This window comes from Leifsonia lichenia, from assembly GCF_054780215.1.
This window is the reverse complement of the sequence record NZ_BAAGWT010000002.1, coordinates 761080-780887: the sequence shown is the minus strand read 5'-3', so window position 1 is coordinate 780887 and position 19808 is coordinate 761080. Positions and strand designations below refer to the sequence as shown.

At 68.8% G+C, this 19808-nt stretch carries 17 protein-coding genes; 12 read left to right on the top strand and 5 right to left on the bottom strand.

The features are described 5' to 3' along the window. Positions 1 to 32: 32 nt before the first annotated feature. The gene (locus ACYVGI_RS08275) at positions 33 to 1160 is read left to right on the top strand and encodes an alkaline phosphatase family protein (protein ID WP_460632423.1); all 1128 of its coding nucleotides are present in this window, start codon (positions 33 to 35) and stop codon (positions 1158 to 1160) included. Here ACYVGI_RS08275 and ACYVGI_RS08270 read toward each other — a convergent pair. Both ACYVGI_RS08270 and sepH read right to left on the bottom strand, forming a co-directional pair. Continuing rightward, positions 1108 to 2376 carry an acyltransferase family protein gene (locus ACYVGI_RS08270; RefSeq protein ID WP_460632134.1) on the bottom strand — a complete coding sequence of 423 codons (1269 nt, stop codon included), beginning with the start codon at positions 2374 to 2376 and terminating at the stop codon, positions 1108 to 1110. The two genes, ACYVGI_RS08275 and ACYVGI_RS08270, sit on opposite strands and share 53 nt — an antisense overlap. A 53-nt stretch (positions 2377 to 2429) precedes the next feature. Then, on the bottom strand, positions 2430 to 3581 hold the full coding sequence (sepH, locus tag ACYVGI_RS08265) for a septation protein SepH (RefSeq protein ID WP_460632133.1): 1152 nt from the start codon (positions 3579 to 3581) through the stop codon (positions 2430 to 2432). Positions 3582 to 3787: 206 nt separating this feature from the next. On the opposite strand from sepH, the gene ACYVGI_RS08260 reads away from it, so the two are divergent. After that, a complete protein-coding gene (locus ACYVGI_RS08260) occupies positions 3788 to 4081 on the top strand; it encodes a DUF4193 domain-containing protein (RefSeq protein ID WP_026307201.1) in 294 nt (97 codons plus the stop codon). A gap of 10 nt (positions 4082 to 4091) precedes the next feature. Here ACYVGI_RS08260 and ACYVGI_RS08255 read toward each other — a convergent pair whose 3' ends face one another. Then, complete coding sequence (locus ACYVGI_RS08255) at positions 4092 to 4538, bottom strand: DUF3093 domain-containing protein (RefSeq protein ID WP_460632132.1); 447 nt, start codon at positions 4536 to 4538, stop codon at positions 4092 to 4094. A gap of 38 nt (positions 4539 to 4576) precedes the next feature. Here ACYVGI_RS08255 and dut point away from each other — a divergent pair, with 38 nt between their 5' ends. The 8 genes from dut (at position 4577) to dxs (ending at position 14696) form a co-directional block, all read left to right on the top strand. After that, positions 4577 to 5035, top strand: a complete 459-nt coding sequence (gene dut / locus ACYVGI_RS08250) for a dUTP diphosphatase (protein ID WP_460632131.1) — start codon at positions 4577 to 4579, stop codon at positions 5033 to 5035. Further along, a complete protein-coding gene (locus tag ACYVGI_RS08245) occupies positions 5032 to 5658 on the top strand; it encodes a DUF3710 domain-containing protein (RefSeq protein WP_460632130.1) in 627 nt (208 codons plus the stop codon). Before dut ends, ACYVGI_RS08245 begins: the two co-directional genes overlap by 4 nt. Positions 5659 to 5668: 10 nt before the next feature. Continuing rightward, positions 5669 to 6478, top strand: coding sequence for a DUF3159 domain-containing protein (locus ACYVGI_RS08240; RefSeq protein WP_460632129.1), 810 nt, complete (start codon positions 5669 to 5671; stop codon positions 6476 to 6478). Between the two features lie 3 nt (positions 6479 to 6481). Then, the gene (locus ACYVGI_RS08235; RefSeq protein WP_460632128.1) at positions 6482 to 8857 is read left to right on the top strand and encodes an HAD-IC family P-type ATPase; all 2376 of its coding nucleotides are present in this window, start codon (positions 6482 to 6484) and stop codon (positions 8855 to 8857) included. A gap of 145 nt (positions 8858 to 9002) precedes the next feature. Continuing rightward, positions 9003 to 11816 carry an aconitate hydratase AcnA gene (acnA, locus tag ACYVGI_RS08230; RefSeq protein ID WP_460632127.1) on the top strand — a complete coding sequence of 938 codons (2814 nt, stop codon included), beginning with the start codon at positions 9003 to 9005 and terminating at the stop codon, positions 11814 to 11816. A 79-nt stretch (positions 11817 to 11895) separates the two neighbouring features. After that, a complete protein-coding gene (locus tag ACYVGI_RS08225) occupies positions 11896 to 12168 on the top strand; it encodes a type II toxin-antitoxin system TacA family antitoxin (RefSeq protein WP_460632126.1) in 273 nt (90 codons plus the stop codon). 13 nt (positions 12169 to 12181) lie between these two features. After that, positions 12182 to 12700 (top strand): GNAT family N-acetyltransferase, encoded by a 519-nt coding sequence (locus ACYVGI_RS08220; protein ID WP_460632125.1) that lies wholly within the window; start codon positions 12182 to 12184, stop codon positions 12698 to 12700. A gap of 58 nt (positions 12701 to 12758) precedes the next feature. Further along, complete coding sequence (dxs, locus tag ACYVGI_RS08215) at positions 12759 to 14696, top strand: 1-deoxy-D-xylulose-5-phosphate synthase (RefSeq protein ID WP_460632124.1); 1938 nt, start codon at positions 12759 to 12761, stop codon at positions 14694 to 14696. 61 nt (positions 14697 to 14757) lie between these two features. Here dxs and ACYVGI_RS08210 read toward each other — a convergent pair whose 3' ends face one another. Continuing rightward, positions 14758 to 15294 carry a dihydrofolate reductase family protein gene (locus ACYVGI_RS08210; RefSeq protein WP_460632123.1) on the bottom strand — a complete coding sequence of 179 codons (537 nt, stop codon included), beginning with the start codon at positions 15292 to 15294 and terminating at the stop codon, positions 14758 to 14760. A gap of 84 nt (positions 15295 to 15378) precedes the next feature. Here ACYVGI_RS08210 and ACYVGI_RS08205 point away from each other — a divergent pair, with 84 nt between their 5' ends. Together ACYVGI_RS08205 and ACYVGI_RS08200 are read left to right on the top strand one after the other, a co-directional pair. Continuing rightward, positions 15379 to 15759 (top strand): MerR family transcriptional regulator, encoded by a 381-nt coding sequence (locus tag ACYVGI_RS08205; RefSeq protein ID WP_460632122.1) that lies wholly within the window; start codon positions 15379 to 15381, stop codon positions 15757 to 15759. After that, the gene (locus ACYVGI_RS08200) at positions 15756 to 16733 is read left to right on the top strand and encodes an aldo/keto reductase (protein WP_460632121.1); all 978 of its coding nucleotides are present in this window, start codon (positions 15756 to 15758) and stop codon (positions 16731 to 16733) included. The genes ACYVGI_RS08205 and ACYVGI_RS08200 overlap by 4 nt, the downstream gene beginning before the upstream one ends. Before the next feature lie 85 nt (positions 16734 to 16818). Here ACYVGI_RS08200 and ACYVGI_RS08195 read toward each other — a convergent pair whose 3' ends face one another. Then, the gene (locus ACYVGI_RS08195) at positions 16819 to 19806 is read right to left on the bottom strand and encodes a glycoside hydrolase family 2 TIM barrel-domain containing protein (protein WP_460632422.1); all 2988 of its coding nucleotides are present in this window, start codon (positions 19804 to 19806) and stop codon (positions 16819 to 16821) included. Between the last annotated feature and the right edge of the window lie 2 nt (positions 19807 to 19808).

Here is a 19808-nt window from a genome sequence, read left to right as displayed (position 1 = left end):
ACTGGTGTGACAAACTGGGCCGGATGCCCCCCATGCTACCGGCCGCCTTCACCACGCGAGCGAGCCTTGCCGCTGTTCTGCCAAGTTCCCTGGCGGCGCTGAGCGGCGATGCGAATGCGCTCGACCTGCCCGCCCTCGATCACGTGGTGGTCCTGGTGGTGGACGGCCTCGGGGCGTCGTCGTTGCGAGCCCGCTCCGGTCACGCCCGCACGCTCGCCCCGCTGCTCGGCAAGGCGACGACGATCGACGCCGGTTTCCCGACGACAACGGCCTCCGCTCTCGCCACGCTCGCCACCGGCACGACGCCAGGCGAGCACGGCCTGGTCGGCTACCGCGCGCTCGACACGGCCAACGACAGGGTCGTCAACCAGCTCAGCGGCTGGGACGACCGCCTCGACCCGGCCACCTGGCAGCGTTCGCGCACAGTGTTCGAGCAGGCTCGGGATGCGGGAGTGGCCACCCGCGCGATCGGCCTGCAGAAGTACAGCGACTCCGGGTTCACGGCTGCCGTGCTGCGCGGAGCGGAGTTCGTCGGCGGCCGGACGATGGCCGACCGCTTCCAGGCGGCTACCGAGGTCGTGCAGACTCCGGGGCCGGGCCTCACCTATCTCTACGTCGCCGAGCTCGACCAGCTCGCCCATGCCAAGGGCTGGGAGTCACCGGAGTGGACCTCCGCCCTCGAGACGCTGGACGCACTGGTCGCGTCGTTCGCGCGCCGACTCGGTCCGAAGCAGGGGATGCTGCTCACCGCCGACCACGGCGTCGTGGATGTTCCGGCGAGCGGTCACGTGCTCTTCGACACCGCACCCGAGCTGATCGACGGCGTGCGCCTGATCGCGGGCGAGCCGCGCTTCCTGCATCTGCACCTCGACCGGCCGGACGACGCGACCGCCGTCGCGGAGCGCTGGCGGTCGATCGAGGGGGACAGGGCGTGGGTCGCGACCAGGCAGGAGGCGGTGGACGCCGGCTGGTTCGGGCCGTCCGTGCATCCCGAGGTCGCGCCACGGATCGGCGACGTGCTCGTCGGGGCGCGCAAACGGGTGGCGTATTACGACTCCCGCGACCCGCTGGACACCGGGCGCGGCATGATCGGCCAGCACGGGTCGCTCACTGCGGACGAGACGCGGGTTCCTCTGCTCCGGTTCGGGGCTGCGGGCTGACGGTGGGCAGTTCCGCCTCGTTCGGGTCCTCCGGGGCGGGCGGCAGGTGCCGGGGGCGGAGGCGGAGGACGGACCTGGCCCACTGCCACCAGTACGCGATCCCGCGGCCGGGACCCCAGTCCTTGAGCATCATCGCGCGCTTCTCCACGATGTGCCAGGACAGCCACGCGCACACGGCCGTGACGATGGTCGCGCCGAGCAGGTACGGGACGAAACCGAGCCTGTATAGGCCGAAGTATGCGAGCGTCTGCTGCACCAGGAAGCCGTAGATGTAGACGCCGTATGAGTAATCGTTGGTGCGGCCCACTCGGCGCAGGGGAGCGGGGAGGATCGCGCCGAGCCACAGCACGAAGTACACGCCGGCGGGAACGCCGAGCACGGCGTAGCCGCCGTTCAGGAGGGTGAGTACGAGCACGAGGCCGCTGGCGATGCCGAGCCGGTGGTCGAGCGGGATCGAGCGCGAGTACACGGCGATCAGCGCACCGACCATGAACGGGTAGCTCATCCAGAGCAGGAGCACGCTGCCGAACAGCGGGGTGACGTTCCCCATCGTGCCGGGGGCGACGAGCTGCACGATCTGGCCGATGGCGATCAGAGCGGTGATGGCGGCCACGATGGGGCGGGCTTTGAGCAGCACGGCGGAGGCGCAGAGGACCGCGATGATCAGGTAGCAGGTCCACTCGTAGTCGAGGGTCCAGAGCGAGCCGTTGAGCACGCTGGCGCCCGTCTGGCGGCCGTACGGCGTGGTGCTCTGGAAGACGTCCTGGATGCCGAACGAGCCGACCCGCAGCGTCCAGTTCGAGGCGAGGTAGTGCCACGGGCTCGTCGGGGCGAGTGAGAAGTACGCGGTGAAGGAGTGCCCGTCGAGCACCCAGATCAGCGGGCCGACGACGAATGCGCCGACGGCAAGCACCACGAGGAAGGCAGGGAAGATGCGCAGCACACGACGCCACAGGAACTGCAGGACGTCGGCGGACATCCCGCTCTTGGCGATCAGGTAGCCGCTGATGGCGAAGAAGCCGGCGACGGCGAGCGAGCCGAGGTTGGCCTGGTCGTGCGTGTACCTGCCGCCGAAGTCGGGCCCGAACCCGCCGAGCGGGAACGAGTGGTCGACCAGGACGAAGAACGCAAGCACGAGGCGGATGAAGCCCAGTGCGTTGTCGTGTCCGCGCAGGCCGACGCCGATGGAGCGCAGGGAGGCGTCGGCAGAAGGCATCCGATTATCCTAAGGGACGGCCGGGGCGAGAACGGACCCGGCCGTCACGGCTGCTATGCGAGGTCGTCGTCGGTGCGGGCACCGAACACGATCTCGTCCCAACTCGGCATGGATGCGCGGCCCTTCTTGCCCGCACGCGCTGACGCGGACGAGGAATCGGGCGACGGCGCGGAGGACGACGGCGCTGTGGAGGACGACGCTGACGACGGCGCGGGAGCCGAAGACTCCGGCACCTCCGGCGCGGCGTCGACCGGCGTGTCGAAGATCGCGATCGGCTCGTCGACGACCCGGAACGGCGCGTCGCCGAGCTCGGGGGCGTCTCCGCGCGCATCCACCGGCTCGTCGTAGACCGCTGCCTCACGCTCACCGCGGCGGCGGCGCAGGGCTTCGAGCAGGTCCGCGGTCTGGTGCAGGTCGCGCGGGGTCTCGTCGTCGGCGCGCTTGATGGCGGAGACGGCGATCGAGTTGTTGGCGCCGTTGGGCGTGCGGCTGTACGTCAGCGGTTCGAGCGGCTGCGTGATCTCCGGGCCGAGCAGGTCGGGAGCCTCAGGGAACGTGAATGCTCCGCTGTCGAAACGGGACTCGTCCGGCTCGCCCTCGTGCGGCATCACGGCGCGCAGCCGCGGGATGAGGGTGCCCCCCTTGAGCTCGCCGGCCTGCGAGAGCGTGGTCGCCTCGGAGTTGAGCGGGGCGAGAGCGTGCTTGCGCGCGTCGTAGCCCCAGCGGGCGTCGTGGTCGATCTGGTCGGCCGTGAACTCCAGCTTGACGATCCAGCCGGCCTCGCTGTCCTTCCAGCTCGCCCAGCGCTCGCCTGCGACGCCGAGCGATGCCAGCCGGTCGCGGATGACCGTGCCGAAGGTGTTGCCCTCGCCGAGCGGATCGACGTCCGCAGTCGTGTGCACGGGCACGCTGAGCGCGCTCGCGACGATGTGTTCGCGCTCGGCGACGATCGGTCCCTCGAAGCGCTGAACGTAGTCGAGCGGGGCGCCTGTGACGCTTGCGACGTCCTCGGCGGACATACCGGAGCGGATGTGCGCCTGCACTTCCCGCGGCGACAGCTTGGGCGCTGTGGCCGACGTCTCCTGCCTGACCTGGCGGATCTTCGACTGCAGCACATCGTCGACGGCGATGCGGAACCGCTCACCGTCGTCGCCGACGGCGAGCAATGCGCCGTTCTCGACCCCGATGACCTTTAAATCCTGCATAGTGGATGCCTTCCCAACCGCGTGCGTACCGGCCCAGGATGCCACGGAAACGAGCGGAATCCGGGGAATAACCGTGGCGTGCCGGAAGTTGAAAACCGAGCAATAGCCGAGAGGCACCCGAGTGGTTTGCTATTCGCACCCCGATGATGCAAACTATGGCCGCCGATTGCGAAGAATCGGCCGTTAAGTACGAGAAGTGGATGGGCATGGCAACGGATTACGACGCACCGCGGAAGACCGAAGACGACTCCGAGTCGATCGAGGCCCTCAAGGAGCGAGTTCCGGACAAGATGTCCGGTGTCGTCGACGTCGAAGACGCTGACAACCCGGGTGGATACGAGCTTCCGGGAGCCGACCTGTCGGACCTCGACCTCGATGTCGTGGTGCTCCCGCCGCAGGCGGATGAGTTCACCTGTGTGAACTGCTTCCTGGTGAAGCACCGTTCACAGATCGACCACGAGACCAAGCTCGGACCGATCTGTGTGGAGTGCGCCGCCTAAGGGCGAACAGTTACGACGCGAGTCGAGCCTCATCGAGAACCCGGACCAGTCGGTCCGGGTTTCTTGTTGAGATGAGCCAGTACGGCGCTGGGTCGCTCGCGTCGAGCACGGGGACCTTGACCACGGGCTTGACCCAGCCGCGGATGAGCAGCCAGGCGCGCGCATCCAGCAGGCGGCCGCGCTGCAGCGAAGCGTCCTCTCCCGTGTATGCGGTGGGCTCTCCGACGAACTCCAGCGGGATGCTCGCCCGCCCGGCGATCAGTTCGCTCTTCGTCACGCGCACGGGAGCGGCGGACGACATGATCATCCCGACGATCGCCAGGTAGAACACGATGGCGAGAACGATCCCGACCACCATGTTGATCGGCGCGAAGACGAGGATGGTCGCGGGGATCACGAGGGCGGTCGAAATGTAGAGCCAGGGGGCCGCCCACAGGCGCTCACGGTACAGGTCCATGCTCCTATTCGATCAGACTTCTGCACTACCCTCGACACGTGACCGATACCGTTGATGTTCCGATCGTCGCGAACACCCTTCCTGTCTACGCCCACCCAGGCGACGCCGGAGCCGATCTGTGCGCTGCGGAGGCTGTGAATCTGGCTCCAGGACAGCGCCACACGGTGCCGACGGGCGTGTCGATCGCCCTCCCTGACGGCTTCGCGGCTTTTGTGGTTCCTCGCAGCGGATTGGCAGCGAAGCACGGCATCACGATCGTGAACGCGCCGGGAACAGTGGATGCGGGATATCGCGGAGAGATCCGCGTGACCGTTCTGAACACCGACAGTTCGATGCCGTACGATATCGCCGTCGGCGACAGGATCGCCCAGTTGATCGTCATGCCGGTCACGCGGGCCGTCTTCGTGCCCGTCGACCGTCTGCAGGACAGCCACCGCGGAACGGCGGGATTCGGTTCGTCCGGCTACACAGTCACCCAGTCAGGAGAACACGCTTGAGCGACACCAACGACACCAGCAGCGATAGCTGGGAGAAGTCGGCGCCGGAGGACCGCGAGACGGAGGGACCGCTCGACGAGAGCGAGGCCAACCCCGTGCGTCCGTACGTCGACCTCGGCGGCGTCAAGATCCTCCCGCGCGAAGGCCTGCACCTCCGTCTCGAAGTGGAGGAGGAGACGCAGCGCGTCGTCGCCGTCGGCCTGGACTACGCCAACTCGACGCTGCAGGTGCAGCCCTTCGCCGCACCGCGGTCGAGCGGCCTGTGGCACGAGATCCGCGAGCAGATCACCGAGCAGGTCAACCGCCAGGGCGGCCGCACGTCGGAGCGCGACGGCGTGTTCGGCCCAGAACTGGTGGCCGAGATCCCCGTCGCCGCCCCCGCAGGCGGACCTGGCGAGACCCGCGTCGCGCGCTTCGTCGGCGTCGACGGCCCTCGCTGGTTCCTCCGCGGCGTGATCGCGGGCGACGCGGCCATCAAGCCGGAGGCAGCGGCCCTCGTCGAAGACCTGTTCCGCAGCATCGTGGTCGTCCGCGGCAACTCGCCGATGCCGCCGCGCGACCTCATCCCGCTCCGGATGCCGACGGCTCCCGAGTCCGGTCCAGACAGCTACACCTCCCTCTAGGCAGGACACCGTGACCGACCGCTCCGACAGGGAGCACGACGCAGAGCGCTCGATCGACCAGGCGCAGCAGGCCGACGCGGAGCGGGTGGACCGGCAGCGGATGGAGCCCGACGAGAAGGCCGCGGCGACCATCGGCGAGTCCCTCGCCCGCGCCGCGCAGAAGTCCGGCCTCGGCCAGCTCGCCGACGGAGACACCCCGACCGGCGTCGCGCTGCTCGGCGCGCTCGGCGGCATCCGCGGTCTCGCCGAGACGATCATCCCTGGTCTCGTCTTCCTGATTCTGTTCACCTTCACGCAGAACGTCCCGCTGTCGATCGGCTGCTCCGTGGCGGTCGCCGTGGTGTTCACCGCGATCCGGATCATCGGCAAGACGCCCGTGACGCAGGCCATCGCCGGGCTGCTCGGCGTCGGCATCTCCGCGATCCTCGCCCTCATCACCGGGCGCGGCGAGGACAACTTCATCCTCGGCATCTGGACGAACGCCGCTTACGGCGCGGCTCTCCTGATCTCGATCCTCGTGCGCTGGCCGCTCATCGGCCTCGCCGCCGGATACCTGATGGGCAACGGCCTCGCCTGGCGCAGCGTCCGCAGCACGTTCCGCGTGATGCAGGCGCTCACCTTCCTCTGGTTCCTGCTGTTCGCCGCCCGGCTGCTGGTGCAGGTGCCGCTCTACCTCGCCCACACGGACGCGGCGACGAGCGCCCTGGCCCTGACCAAGCTGCTCATGGGCGTCCCGCTCTACGCGCCACTGCTCCTGATCACCTGGTTCGTCGTGCGCGGCCAGTTCCCGACGCCGCAGAAGAAGCCAGCAGAGGGGTAGGCCATGCTGGATGCGCGAACCAGGGAGGGGCTGACCAGCGCACAGGTCGCCGAGCGTCATCAGGACGGTCGCGGCAACACCCAGCGCCAGCCGAGTTCGCGCTCCATCGGCGACATCCTCCGCGAGAACATCTTCACGCTCTTCAACGGCATCCTGACCGTCTGCTTCGTGGCGGTGCTCGTGCTCGGCGACCTGCGCGACGGCTTCTTCTACGGCGTCGTCGTCGTGAACGCGCTGATCGGCATCGTGCAGGAGGTGCGCGCCAAGATCGTCCTGGATCGCGCGGCGCTGCTCGCCGCACCGGAGAGCAGGGTGCGCCGCGACGGGGTCGTGGTCACGGTGCCGGTGGACGGCGTCGTGCTCGACGACCTGCTCGTGCTGCGGCCAGGCGACCAGCTCCCCGCCGACGCGCGTGTGGTGGAGAGCACGGGGCTGTCACTGGACGAGTCGATGCTCACGGGGGAGTCCGACCCGGTGTTCAAAGACGACGACGCCACGCTCCTCTCCGGGTCCCATGTCGCCTCCGGCACCGGGTACGCGGTCGTCACGGCGGTCGGGGCCGACTCGTACGCCAGCAAGCTGACGAGCGAGATCCGCCGCCACACGCTCGTGCACTCGGAACTGCGCGACGCGACCAATCGCATCCTGGTGTACCTGTCCTGGATCCTCGGCCCTGTCATCCTGATCACGCTCATCGGCCGGGTGCTCGCGTACGGCGGCTGGAGCGAGCTGTTCGTGGATGCACGCTGGCGGCGGGCGCTGCTGGATGCGGTCGCCGCGGTGGTCGGGATGATCCCGGAGGGCCTCGTGCTGCTGACGAGCCTCGCGTTCGGCGTCGCGGCGATCCAGCTCGCGGCCCGCAAGGTGCTCGTGCAGGAGCTCGCCGCCGTCGAGGTGCTCGCCCGCGTCGACGTGCTCTGCCTCGACAAGACGGGGACGCTCACCACGGGCGAGCTCGTGTTCGACAGGACGGAGGCGGCGGGGGACGCGGTTCCCGATGACCTTGCGAGGGTCGCTCTCGCGGCCTTCGGCGCCGACGACGCAGGCAACGCCACGTCGGGGATCCTGTCGAGCGCATTCAGGTCCGACCGGTTCCGGGTGCTGCGGAGGGTGCCGTTCTCGTCCGCCACAAAGTACAGCGGCCTCGTGATGGCGGTCGACGGCGAGGAGTCGTCGTGGCTGCTCGGTGCGCCGGAGAGGGTGCTCGCCGCGCATCCGGACGAGTTGGCCAGGGCGAACGCCATCGCGGCGACGGGACAGCGCACGCTCGCGCTCGCCCGCTCCGTCGAACCGCTTCCGCCCGGCTCCCACGTGCCGCTCGACGGACGGGAGGTGCTGCCTGCGCTGCTCATCGTGCTGAGCGAGACCGTGCGGCCGGAGGCGAGGCAGACACTCGGCTACTTCGGCGAGCAGGCGGTGCGCGTCGTCATCATGTCGGGCGACAACCCGATCACCGTCGCCGCCATCGCGCGCGCCCTCGACCTCCCTGGCGAAGCAGTGGATGCGTCGACCCTGGCCGACGACGCCGCTCTCGCCGAGGCGCTGGCCACGGCGAACATCTTCGGCCGGGTGAGCCCGGAGCAGAAGCGAACGGCCGTCGGGCTGCTGCGCGAGCAGGGCAGGACCGTCGCGATGACCGGCGACGGCGTGAACGACGCGATGGCGATCAAGGACGCGAACCTCGGCATCGCGATGGGCAGTGCGACAGCGGCGACCAAGGCGGTCAGCCGGCTGGTGCTGCTGGACGATCGCTTCGACAAGCTTCCGGACGTGCTGGCCTTCGGCCGCAGGGTGATCGCGAACGTCGAACGCGTCTCCAACATCTTCCTGGCGAAGACCGTGTACGGCATCGTCCTCGCACTGGTCAGCGCCGTGCTGCTCCTGCCCTTCCCGTTCCTTCCCCGGCAACTGACCCTGGTGTCGACGCTCGCCATCGGCATCCCGTCGTTCTTCCTCGCGCTCGCGCCGAACGCCCGCATCTACACGCCCGGCGTGCTGCGACGAGTGCTGCGGTACTCCATCCCGACCGGGCTGATCGCGGGGGCGACGGCGGTGATCGCCTATCTGCCGCTGTATCGGAGCATCCCGCTGCGGGAGGCGAGGAGCGTGACGACGATCGCGCTGTTCTGCGTCTCGCTGTGGATCCTGTGCGTGCTCACCCGGCCGCTCAGCGGACCGCGGCTCGCTCTGCTCGGAGCGGTCGCGGCTGCGATGGTACTGGTGTGCGTGATCCCGGCCACGGCGGAGTTCTTCCAGATGCATGTCCCGCTGTCGCCGGAGCTGGCCTGGGGCATCGCGGTCGGGGCGGTGGGAGCGGCGGGAATCGAACTCTTCTATCGCTTCGCCAGACGGCGCGGCCTGGTGTTCGATCGCGTGTGACGCGTGGTAGATTTATCTTGACGTCAAGATATCTTTTCCAGTGGCGGACTTAGGATTGCCTTGCTGGAAACTCGGTTCGACGGACAACCAAGATGGACATTCGAAGGCATGCGTCACCAGGCCTGCCGATGAAGGAGAGGGCAACGTGTCTGCGGTAAACAGCTTCGGTGCAAAAGACACCCTGACGGTCGGATCGACCGACTACCAGGTATTCCGGATCGACAAGGTCGACGGATACAAGAGACTTCCGTTCAGCCTCAAGGTTCTGCTGGAGAACCTGCTGCGCACGGAGGACGGCGCGAACATCACCGTCGACCACATCCAGGCCCTCGCGGGCTGGGACCCGGCCGCTGAGCCGGACACGGAGATCCAGTTCACTCCGGCGCGCGTGATCATGCAGGACTTCACCGGCGTGCCGTGCATCGTCGACCTCGCCACCATGCGCGAGGCGGTCTCCGCCCTCGGCGGCGACCCCAAGAAGATCAACCCGCTCGCGCCGGCCGAGATGGTCATCGACCACTCGGTGATCGCCGACCTGTTCGGCACGGAGAACGCACTGGAGCGCAACACCGACATCGAGTACGAGCGCAACGGCGAGCGTTACCAGTTCCTGCGCTGGGGCCAGACCGCGTTCGACGACTTCAAGGTCGTCCCGCCGGGAACCGGCATCGTGCACCAGGTCAACATCGAGTACCTGGCCCGCGTCACGATGACCCGTGAGGTCGGAGGCGAACTGCTCGCATACCCGGACACCTGCGTCGGCACCGACTCGCACACCACGATGGTCAACGGCCTCGGAGTGCTCGGCTGGGGCGTCGGCGGCATCGAGGCAGAGGCGGCCATGCTCGGACAGCCCGTCTCCATGCTCATCCCGAAGGTCGTCGGCTTCAAACTGACCGGTGCCATCCCGACCGGCGTGACCGCGACGGACGTGGTGCTCACCATCACGCAGATGCTGCGCAAGCACGGCGTCGTCGGCAAGTTCGTCGAGTTCTACGGAGCAGGCGTCGCCGAGGTGCCGCTCGCCAACCGCGCCACCATCGGAAACATGAGCCCGGAGTTCGGTTCGACGGCCGCCATGTTCCCGATCGACGACGTGACCCTCGACTACCTGCGCCTCACCGGCCGCAGCGAGGAGCAGATCAAGCTCGTCGAGGAGTACTCGAAGCTGCAGACCCTGTGGCACGACGCCTCCGTCGAGCCCGTGTTCAGCGAGTACCTCGAGCTCGACCTGTCGACGGTCGTCCCGTCGATCGCCGGGCCGAAGCGCCCGCAGGACCGCATCGAGCTGAGCGGCGCCAAGGAGCAGTTCGAAAAGGACCTCGTCGACTACGCGGAGATCTCGCACGACATCGTCGACCTGACGATCTCGGAGTCGTTCCCGGCGTCCGACCCCGGCGAGCTGAGCCCGGAGGACTCGCACAGCACGCACGAGCACCACCACCACAGCCACTCGCCCAAGACCGCGTCCAACCCGACGCCGGTCACGCTGGCCGAGTCGGGCACGGAGTTCACGATCGACCACGGCGCGGTCGCCATCGCGGCGATCACCTCGTGCACGAACACGTCGAACCCGTCCGTGATGCTCGCCGCCGGCCTCCTCGCCCGCAACGCGGCGCAGAAGGGCCTCAAGGCCAAGCCGTGGGTCAAGACCACGCTGGCTCCCGGCTCCAAGGTCGTCACCGACTACTACGAGAAGGCCGGTCTGACCAGCTACCTCGAAGAGCTCGGTTTCTACACGGTCGGCTACGGCTGCACCACCTGCATCGGAAACTCCGGCCCGCTGATCGACGAGATCTCGCAGGCGGTCAACCAGAACGACCTCGCGGTCACCGCGGTCCTCTCCGGAAACCGCAACTTCGAGGGTCGCATCAACCCCGACGTGAAGATGAACTACCTGGCGAGCCCGCCCCTGGTCATCGCGTACGCCCTCGCCGGTTCGATGAACTTCGACTTCGAGGTGGATGCGCTCGGCACGGACGCGGACGGCAACGACGTGTTCCTCAAGGACATCTGGCCGGACGCCGCCGAGGTGCAGGAGACCATCGACTCCTCGATCAACGAGGGCATGTTCACCCACGAGTACGCGAGCGTGTTCGAGGGCGACGAGCGCTGGAAGTCGCTGCCGACCCCGACCGGCTCGGTGTTCGAGTGGGACGAGAAGTCCACCTACGTGCGGAAGCCCCCGTACTTCGACGGCATGACGCTGGAGACCACTCCGGTCACCGACATCGCAGGGGCACGCGTCCTCGCGAAACTCGGCGACTCGGTCACCACCGACCACATCAGCCCCGCCGGAAACATCAAGGCGGACAGCCCCGCCGGCCGCTACCTCGACGAGCACGGCATCGAGCGCAAGGACTTCAACTCCTACGGCTCGCGCCGAGGCAACCACGAGGTGATGATCCGCGGAACCTTCGCCAACATCCGCCTGAAGAACCAGCTCCTGGACGGCGTCGAGGGCGGATACACCCGCGACTTCACGCAGGAGGGCGGCCCGCAGTCGTTCATCTACGACGCGTCGCAGAACTACCAGGCACAGGGCACCCCGCTGGTCATCTTCGGCGGCAAGGAGTACGGCTCCGGTTCATCCCGCGACTGGGCGGCGAAGGGCACGAGCCTCCTCGGTGTCCGCGCGGTCATCACGGAGAGTTTCGAGCGCATCCACCGGTCGAACCTGATCGGCATGGGCGTGGTTCCGCTGCAGTTCCCCGCAGGCGAGAGCTGGGCGTCGCTCGGCCTCGACGGCACGGAGATCGTCTCGATCTCCGGGCTGGAGGAGCTGAACCAGGGCACGACGCCGAAGACGGTGCACGTGGTCGCCGAGCCGAGCAGCGACTCGCCCGCCGGAAAGCAGACCATCGAGTTCGACGCGGTCGTCCGCATCGACACCCCGGGTGAGGCGGACTACTACCGCAACGGTGGCATCCTGCAGTACGTGCTGCGGAGCCTCGTCTAGCGCACGCACGCGAGCGGCCGGTGACCGGATGGTCACCGGCCGCTTCCATTTGTGTGCCTGATGGGCGTACGCTGTCGTCATGACCATCATCAAGCAGGAACGTCTTGCCGTGCGCGTCACCGCGCAGCAGAAGCAGACGATCGAGCGCGCCGCGGAAGTGATGGGACGCAATGTCACCGAATTCTCCGTGGATGCGCTCACCGAGCGTGCAGAGGAGGTCCTCGCCGACCGCTCCGCCTTCGGCGTCTCGCCCCAGGCGTGGGCCGAGTTCTCCGCCCGCCTCGACGAGCCGGCTCGCCCCGTCGCCGAGCTCGTCGAGCTGCTGAAGCGGCCGTCCGTCTTCGACGAGTGAGTGATCGTAACGCGTGAGTGGATTCACCGCTCCGGCGCGCCTGACGCCGGAGCACGAGCTGGCCGACTTCACCTGCGGTAACGCCGCGCTGGACTCGTGGTTCCGTGACCGCGCGCTGCGGAACGAGGTGTCGGGCGCATCCCGAACGTATGTCACGCGGATCACCGGCAGCGCGAGAGTCGCCGGGTTCTACACCCTGGCGGCGTCCTCTGTCCTGCTCGCGGATGCGCCCGGCTCGGTGAGGCGGAACATGCCGTCGCCGATCCCGGTCATCCTGCTCGGGCGGCTCGCGGTGGATCGTGACTCCCAGGGGGCGGGCCTCGGCGCCTCTCTGTTGCAGGATGCGGTGCTTCGCGTCACTGCGGCAGCGGAGGCGGTCGGCGTTCGGGCCATGCTCGTGCACGCCATCGACGACGCAGCGGTCGCCTTCTACCGGCATTTCGGATTCTCGCCGTCGCCCCTGGACGAGCAGACGCTGTTCCTCGCGCTGTCGACGATCAGGAAGAGCGCCACGGCGGCGGTGCTCGGATGATGATCCGGATTCGCCGTTTCGGAGCGAGCTTCGATTTGTGCGCGCCTAGACTCGAAGCATGAGCATCCTCGAGACCATCCACGGTCCCCGCGATCTGGACAAGCTCTCGGAAGAGGAGCTCGTTCGGCTGGCGGGGGAGATCCGCGCGTTCCTGGTCGCGAACGTCGCGAAGACCGGGGGGCACCTCGGGCCCAACCTCGGCGTGGTCGAGTCGACCATCGCCATCCACCGGGTCTTCGACTCCCCGCGGGACGCCATCGTGTTCGACACCGGGCACCAGTCGTACGTTCACAAGCTCCTCACCGGGCGGCAGGACTTCTCGCAGCTCCGGCAGCGCGGCGGGCTCGCCGGATACCCGCAGCGGTCGGAGTCCGAGCACGACATCGTGGAGAGTTCGCACGCCTCCAGTTCGCTGTCCTGGGCGGACGGGATCTCGCGCGCTTTCGCGATGACCGGGCAGGACGACCGGCACGTGATCGCCATGGTCGGCGACGGCGCGCTCACCGGCGGCATGACGTGGGAGGCGCTGAACAACATCAGCGACGACAACACCCGCAAGCTCATCATCGTCGTCAACGACAACGGACGTTCGTACGCGCCGACCATCGGCGGCATGGCCCGCTTCCTCAACACGGTGCGCACGCGGCGCAGCTACCGCAACCTCTACCTGTCGAGCCGCAAAGCGTTCGACAAGCTGGGCGGGCCCGGCCAGTCGTTCTACCGCGGCATCCGCGGCGGCCTGCACGGGTTCCTCAGCCGCTTCTCCAACAACGAGGCCCTGTACTCCAACCTCGACATCAAGTACATCGGGCCGGTGCACGGCCACGACATCGAAGCGATGGAAGAGGCGCTCCGGCAGGCCAAGAACTACGGCGCCCCGGTGATCGTGCACGCCATCACGCAGAAGGGCCGCGGCTATGAGCCGGCGCTCCGGGATGCGGCGGACCAGTTCCACTCCGTCAACAAGATCGACCCGGAGACGGGGGAGCCGATCGAGAGTTCGAGCAAGCCGTCGTGGACGAGCGTGTTCGCCGACGAGATCGTGTCGCTCGCCGAGAAGGACGAGAAGATCGTCGGCATCACCGCCGCGATGCTCCGCCCGACCGGCCTGCACAGGTTCGCCGAGCGTTTCCCCGAGCGAGTGCACGACGTCGGTATCGCCGAGCAGCACGCGGCGACGAGCGCCGCGGGTCTCGCGTTCGGGGGACTGCATCCCGTGGTCGCGATCTACGCCACGTTCATCAACCGCGCGTTCGACCAGGTGCTGATGGATGTGGCCCTGCACAAGGCCGGAGTGACGTTCGTGCTCGACCGGGCAGGGGTGACGGGCCCGGACGGCCCGAGCCACCACGGCATCTGGGACCTCGCGATCCTGCAGGTCGTCCCGGGCATCCGGCTCGCCGCGCCGCGCGACGGCGCACGGTTCCGCGAGGAGCTGGCCGAAGCGGTCGCGGTCGACGACGCCCCGACGGTGCTCCGGTTCCCGAAGGGCTCTGTCGGCCCGGACATCGACGCGGTGCGTCGCACAGACGACGGCGTGGATGTGCTGCGCGAGTCCGACCGCAAAGACGTGCTGATCGTGACGGTGGGGCCGATGGCAGACCTGGGCCTCACCGTGGCGGACCGGCTCGCGGCGCAGGGCATCGGGGCGACCGTGGTCGACCCGCGCTGGGTGGTCCCGGTGGCCACGAGCATCCTGGAGCTGGCGGCGGAGCACCGCATCGTGGTGACCATCGAGGACGGCATCCGCGTCGGCGGCATCGGCACGCGCGTGCGGCAGAGCCTGCGTGAGGCGGGCATCGATACCGCGGTGGACGAGCTGGGGCTCCCGGATGAGTTCATCGACCACGCGACCCGTGAGCAGATCCTCGAGGATGCCGGTCTCACGGCGCAGAAGATCGCCCGCGACCTCGTGGCCCAGGTGCTCGGCAGCCGCATCCCGATCGCTCGCCCGCTTCCGGCCGACGAACTGAGCGAACGGCACCTCGACGCGTAGCGGCGTCAGGGAGGCAGAGCCGCGTAGGCGGCGTCCGGGTGGCAGAGCCGCGTGAGCCGCGTCAGCCGATGCGGTAGACGTGCTCCACGGACCCGCTCGGGAACGTGGTGGTGCCGGCGAGTGTCAGCGGGCTGCTCGCCTGCGCCACCGGCAGCAGTCGCTTGCCAGAGCCGACGAGCACCGGAACGTAGGTGATGTGCAGTTCGTCGAGCAGTCCGGCGTTCGCGAGCTGCGCCGCGATCTGACCGCCGCCGACCACCCACACGTCGCGGTCGCCTGACGCTTCGCGGAGTTCCGCATCCAGTGCCGTCAGGTCGCCCTCGAAGTAGGTGATGTCGGCGCCGGGGATGGTCGGGAGCACGCGGTGGGTGACGACCCAGGTCGGGATGCCAGCGTACGGCCATTCGGTGGTGTCGTCGGCGAGCAGGAACTCGTAGGTGGCTGCGCCCATCACGATGGCGCCGATGCCGGAGAGGAAGGCCTGGTAGTGCTCGTCGAACTCTTCGAAGCCGAACTGCAGGAGCCAGTCGATGCGGTCGTCCGTGTCTGCGATGAAACCGTCGATGGAGGACGCGACGTAGTACTTCGTGAGAGCCATTCTGCGAAGTTAGCAGGAGCATCCGACACCGGATGTGCCCTCCCGGTTGACTTGGAGTGCACTCGAAGTCCTATCGTGGCAATCATGACCGATACAGCGACAGAGCTCTCGATCTCAGAGGTCGCGGAGCGCACGGGCCTCACGACCCACACGCTCCGCTACTACGAGCGCGAGGGGCTGATGCGCACCCCCGTCGGGCGGGCATCCTCCTCGCATCGTCGCTACACCGACGCTGACGTGAACTGGGTCGTCTTCCTCACCAAGCTGCGTCTCACCGCCATGCCCATCGCCAGGATGCGCGAGTACACCGAGCTCGCCCGCCGCGGCGACGACACCACCGCGGAGCGGCTCGAACTGCTGCTCGTGCACCGGATGAACGTGGTGAGGCAGCTCGAGGAGGTCACGGCCAGTCTGGCGGCCATCGACCACAAGATCGGTCTCTATCAGGAGAAGGTAATCGCATGAAGAAGATCACACTCGGCACGGAGAAGCTCGAGGTCTCGCGCCTCGGCCTCGGCTGCATGGGAATGTCCGCGTTCTACACCGGAGCCGGCGACGACGACGCCGGCTCGATCCGCACCATCCACCGGGCCATCGACCTGGGGGTGACGTTCTTCGACACCGCCGAGATCTACGGCCCGTACGCCAACGAGGAACTGCTCGCCAGGGCGTTTGCGGGAAAACGGGACCAGGTGGTCATCGCGACCAAGTTCGGCACGATTCTGCACAGGAGCAAAGACGAACGCGGCCTCGACGGCTCGCCGGAGAACGTGCGTCTTTCGGTCGAGGGGTCGCTCCGGCGTCTGCAGACCGACCACATCGACCTCTACTACCAGCACCGGATGGACCCCGGCACGCCGATCGAGGACACGGTCGGCGCTCTCGCCGAGCTGATCGAGGAGGGCAAGATCGGTCACTACGGTCTGTCGGAGGCGGCGCCGGAGACCATCCGCCGCGCCAACGCCGTGCATCCCGTGACGGCGATCCAGACCGAGTACTCGCTCTGGAGCCGCGACCCGGAGGCCGAGATCCTGCCGACCGTCCGCGAGCTGGGCATCGGCTTCGTGCCGTACTCGCCGCTCGGCCGCGGCTTCCTCACCGGCACCATCCGCTCGCTCGACGAGCTGGCGCCGGACGACTTCCGCCGGTTCAACCCGCGCTTCGAGGGCGACAACCTGGAGGCGAACATCCGCATCGTCGAGCAGGTGGATGCGGTGGCACGCGAAGCCGGGGCGACTCCCGGCCAGGTGGCGCTCGCCTGGCTGCTGGCGCAGGGCGACGACATCGCGCCCATCCCCGGCACCCGGCGCGTGGAGAACCTGGAGCAGAACGTGGCGGCGGACGAGCTGGAGCTGTCGCCGGAGCAGCTCGAGCGGCTCGGCGCCGTCGCCCCCGCGGTGGGCGACCGGTATGCCGACATGTCGCCGCTGAACCGCTGACCCGCTAGAACCCCATCGAGTGGTCCCGAATCGCCGTGCGGCAGGCTGCGCGCACGGCAATTCGGGACCACTCGTGTGAGGTGAGTCAGGCGAAGCGGATCGTGATGGTCCGCGCCTCGGGCCGCAGCGCGTGCTCTGCCGCGACGTCCGGGCCGCACGCCCGGGAGCCGAGGCCGTGCTGGGCGGCGTCGACGAACAGGTATGTCGTCGTGCTGTCCGGCAGCTCGTGCGGGTGACCGGCCGCTGCGACCTGCTGCGGCGTGTGCCGCGCGAGGCTGAAGCCAGGGCGGCGGCCGGCGGTGTCCTGGAGCAGGGTGAGGCGCAGGGCGTCGGTGTCCGCGGTGCCGAGCACGAGGGTGCGGACGTCGGCCCGGTGTCCCGTCTCTTGCGGGCGCGCGTAGACGACGTTGAGCTCGTCGACCGTCGCGCCGAACGAACCGACCAGGGCGGCGGTCATGCTGTCCGGGTACGCCTCCAGCGGGCCGCGGCCGAACCACTCAGCCCTGTCGACGGCGCTCGACCCGTCGGACAGGTCGAAGCGCAGGCCGATGCGCGGCCAGACAGTGTCCCAGCCGGTGGACGGCGCGATCTCGGTGCGCAGGGTGAGCCGGTCGTCGGCGTCGAGCGTCCACAGCGCGTCCACCCAGACGGCGGCGGACGAGTTCGCCGCAGACACACGCGTGCGCACGCGCAGCGCCCGGTCGGCGTGCTCGACGGACACGACGCGGTGGGTCAGCCGGTCGAGTCCGGCCGCCCGCCAGAGTGCTGCGCTCGACACGCCCGCGATGCTCGCGTCGTCCTCGTCCGGCTCTGCACGGGATGCGCCTTCGTCGTTGTCGGTCGGGGCGCGCCACAGCTCCAGGCGCGGACCTGCGACCTCGCGGCCGCCCAGGCACACCAGGACGCCGTCCTCGAATTCCGCTTGGCCGAGCGTCAACCGCGACGGGGCGCCCGCGACGAGAGCGGGAGACTCGGTTCGCGGGACAGCCCGGGGGATGCGCGCGCTCAGGTCCGCCTGCCCGCTCGCGACCACGTGGCCCGCCTCCGCCCACGCCGTCCCGGACTGCAGCACGGCGTCGATCGTCAGCCAGGTCTCCGCATCCGGAGCCACCTCGGCCGTCGGCAGCGCGACCGTGACCGTGGCGCCCGCGGCCAGCGGCTCGACGTCGAGTTCGCCGCGCGACACGCGCCGCCCGTCGTGCTCGACGCGCCAGCGGAACGACAGGTCGGAGGAGTCTGCCGTGTGGCGCAGGTTGGTGATGGTCACGGTGCCGTCGCCGAACTCGAACCGGAGCGGCTGCACGACGGCCTTGTACTCGCTGAGTCCGGGGGTGGGGGTGTCGTCGCTGAGCACCATGCCGTCCATCACGAAGTTGCCGTCGTGGATGACCTCGCCGAAGTCGCCGCCGTATGCGTAGTACGGCGTGCCGTCGTCGGTGGTGGTGAGGATGCCGTGGTCCCGCCACTCCCAGACGAAACCGCCGTGCAGGCGTGGATGCTCGTGCACCAGTCGCTCATACGCATCCAGGGCGCCAGGGCCGTTGCCCATCGCGTGCGCGTACTCGCAGAGCAGGAACGGCTTCGTGCGCTGACGCGCGCCCTGACCCGGCGTCGTGCCGAGGAGCGGGTAGCGGGAGTCGTCCGTGCCGATCTCGGCCGTCTCGCGCACCGACGAGTACATGCGCGAGTAGATGTCGGTGTACTCGCCCGTGTAGTCGCCCTCGTAGTGCACCGGGCGGCCGGGGTCGCGATCGTGCACCCAGGCGGCGTTGGCCGCGAGGTTGGCGCCGGTTCCCGACTCGTTGCCGAGCGACCAGATCACGATGCTGGGGTGGTTCTTGTCGCGCTCGACGGTGCGCTGGATGCGGTCGAGGTATGCGTCGCGCCAGCGCGGATCGTCGCTCGGATTGCCCGCCCAGCCGAGCTTGTCGAAGCCGTGGGTCTCGAGGTCGCACTCGTCGATGACCCAGAAGCCGAGTTCGTCGGCGAGGTCGAGGAAGCGGGGGTGCGGTGGGTAGTGGCTGGTGCGGATGGCGTTGACGTTGAACCGCTTCATCCTGGCGAGGTCGGCGCGGGCGTGCTCCTCGTCGAAGACGCGGCCGCGGACGGGGTGGGTCTCGTGCCGGTTCATGCCGTGGAACACGACGCGTCGGCCGTTGACCAGGAACCGGTCGCCGACGATCTCCACCGTGCGGAACCCGAGGCGGAGGCTGATCTTCTCCGCGGCGTTGGAGACTGTCGCGTCGTAGAGGCGTGGCAGCTCGGCCGACCAGGGCTCCACCGCATCCACGGTCAGCGGCGTCACCTCGGCGGCGCTCTGCCAGGTCTGCTCGACCCCCAGCTCGGGGATGCGCAGGGTCACCGGGTACGCGGACGACGCCGCGGTCAGTTCCGCCTCGACCGTCCCTGCGCCGTCACGGTAGCCGGTGCGCAGCCAGACGTCGTCGATGCCGCCGGCGGGACGGGCGAGCAGGGTGACGCTGCGGAAGATGCCGGGCAGCCACCACTGGTCCTGGTCTTCCAGGTAGGAGGCGGCCGACCACTGGTGCACGCGCACCACGATCAGGTTCTCGCCGGGATGCACGAGGCCGGTGACGTCGAACTCCTGCGCCAGGCGCGACCCGGCGCCAACGCCGGCCTCGGCGCCGTTGACCCACACCTTGTACATCGACTCGACCCCGTCGAAGCGCAGCAGCACCCGGTCGGCTGCGGCGAACGTGTCGGGCAGGGTGAACCGGCGGCGGTGGTCCCCGGTCGGGTTGTCGTCCGGGACGTGCGGCGGGTCGATCGGGAACGGGTACTGCACGTTCGTGTAGATCGGCCGCCCGTACGCGCCGTCGCCGTGCAGCACCCAGTGCGACGGCACCGGCAGGGTGTCCCAGCCGGTGTCGTCATAGTCGGGGGCGGCGACGTCCTCAGAGACGGCGGCGGTGGGGGAGAGCCGGAACGCCCAGTCGCCGTCGAGCGAGAGCATCGGCGCGTCGGTGTGCAGCCACGACCGGGGTGCGGAACGCGCACCACGACCCGGCGCGGTGTCGGACAGATACGTGTCGGTCGGGTTCGACTGTGTCAGCA

What these genes read in the sequence shown, in the direction of transcription:
- ACYVGI_RS08275 (WP_460632423.1), top strand. Translation starts at nt 33, where the DNA reads ATGCTACCGGCCGCCTTCACCACGCGAGCGAGCCTTGCCGCTGTTCTG.
- ACYVGI_RS08270 (WP_460632134.1), bottom strand. Translation starts at nt 2,376, where the DNA reads ATGCCTTCTGCCGACGCCTCCCTGCGCTCCATCGGCGTCGGCCTGCGC.
- sepH (WP_460632133.1), bottom strand. Translation starts at nt 3,581, where the DNA reads ATGCAGGATTTAAAGGTCATCGGGGTCGAGAACGGCGCATTGCTCGCC.
- ACYVGI_RS08260 (WP_026307201.1), top strand. Translation starts at nt 3,788, where the DNA reads ATGGCAACGGATTACGACGCACCGCGGAAGACCGAAGACGACTCCGAG.
- ACYVGI_RS08255 (WP_460632132.1), bottom strand. Translation starts at nt 4,538, where the DNA reads ATGGACCTGTACCGTGAGCGCCTGTGGGCGGCCCCCTGGCTCTACATT.
- ACYVGI_RS08235 (WP_460632128.1), top strand. Translation starts at nt 6,482, where the DNA reads ATGCTGGATGCGCGAACCAGGGAGGGGCTGACCAGCGCACAGGTCGCC.
- ACYVGI_RS08225 (WP_460632126.1), top strand. Translation starts at nt 11,896, where the DNA reads ATGACCATCATCAAGCAGGAACGTCTTGCCGTGCGCGTCACCGCGCAG.
- dxs (WP_460632124.1), top strand. Translation starts at nt 12,759, where the DNA reads ATGAGCATCCTCGAGACCATCCACGGTCCCCGCGATCTGGACAAGCTC.
- ACYVGI_RS08210 (WP_460632123.1), bottom strand. Translation starts at nt 15,294, where the DNA reads ATGGCTCTCACGAAGTACTACGTCGCGTCCTCCATCGACGGTTTCATC.
- ACYVGI_RS08205 (WP_460632122.1), top strand. Translation starts at nt 15,379, where the DNA reads ATGACCGATACAGCGACAGAGCTCTCGATCTCAGAGGTCGCGGAGCGC.
- ACYVGI_RS08200 (WP_460632121.1), top strand. Translation starts at nt 15,756, where the DNA reads ATGAAGAAGATCACACTCGGCACGGAGAAGCTCGAGGTCTCGCGCCTC.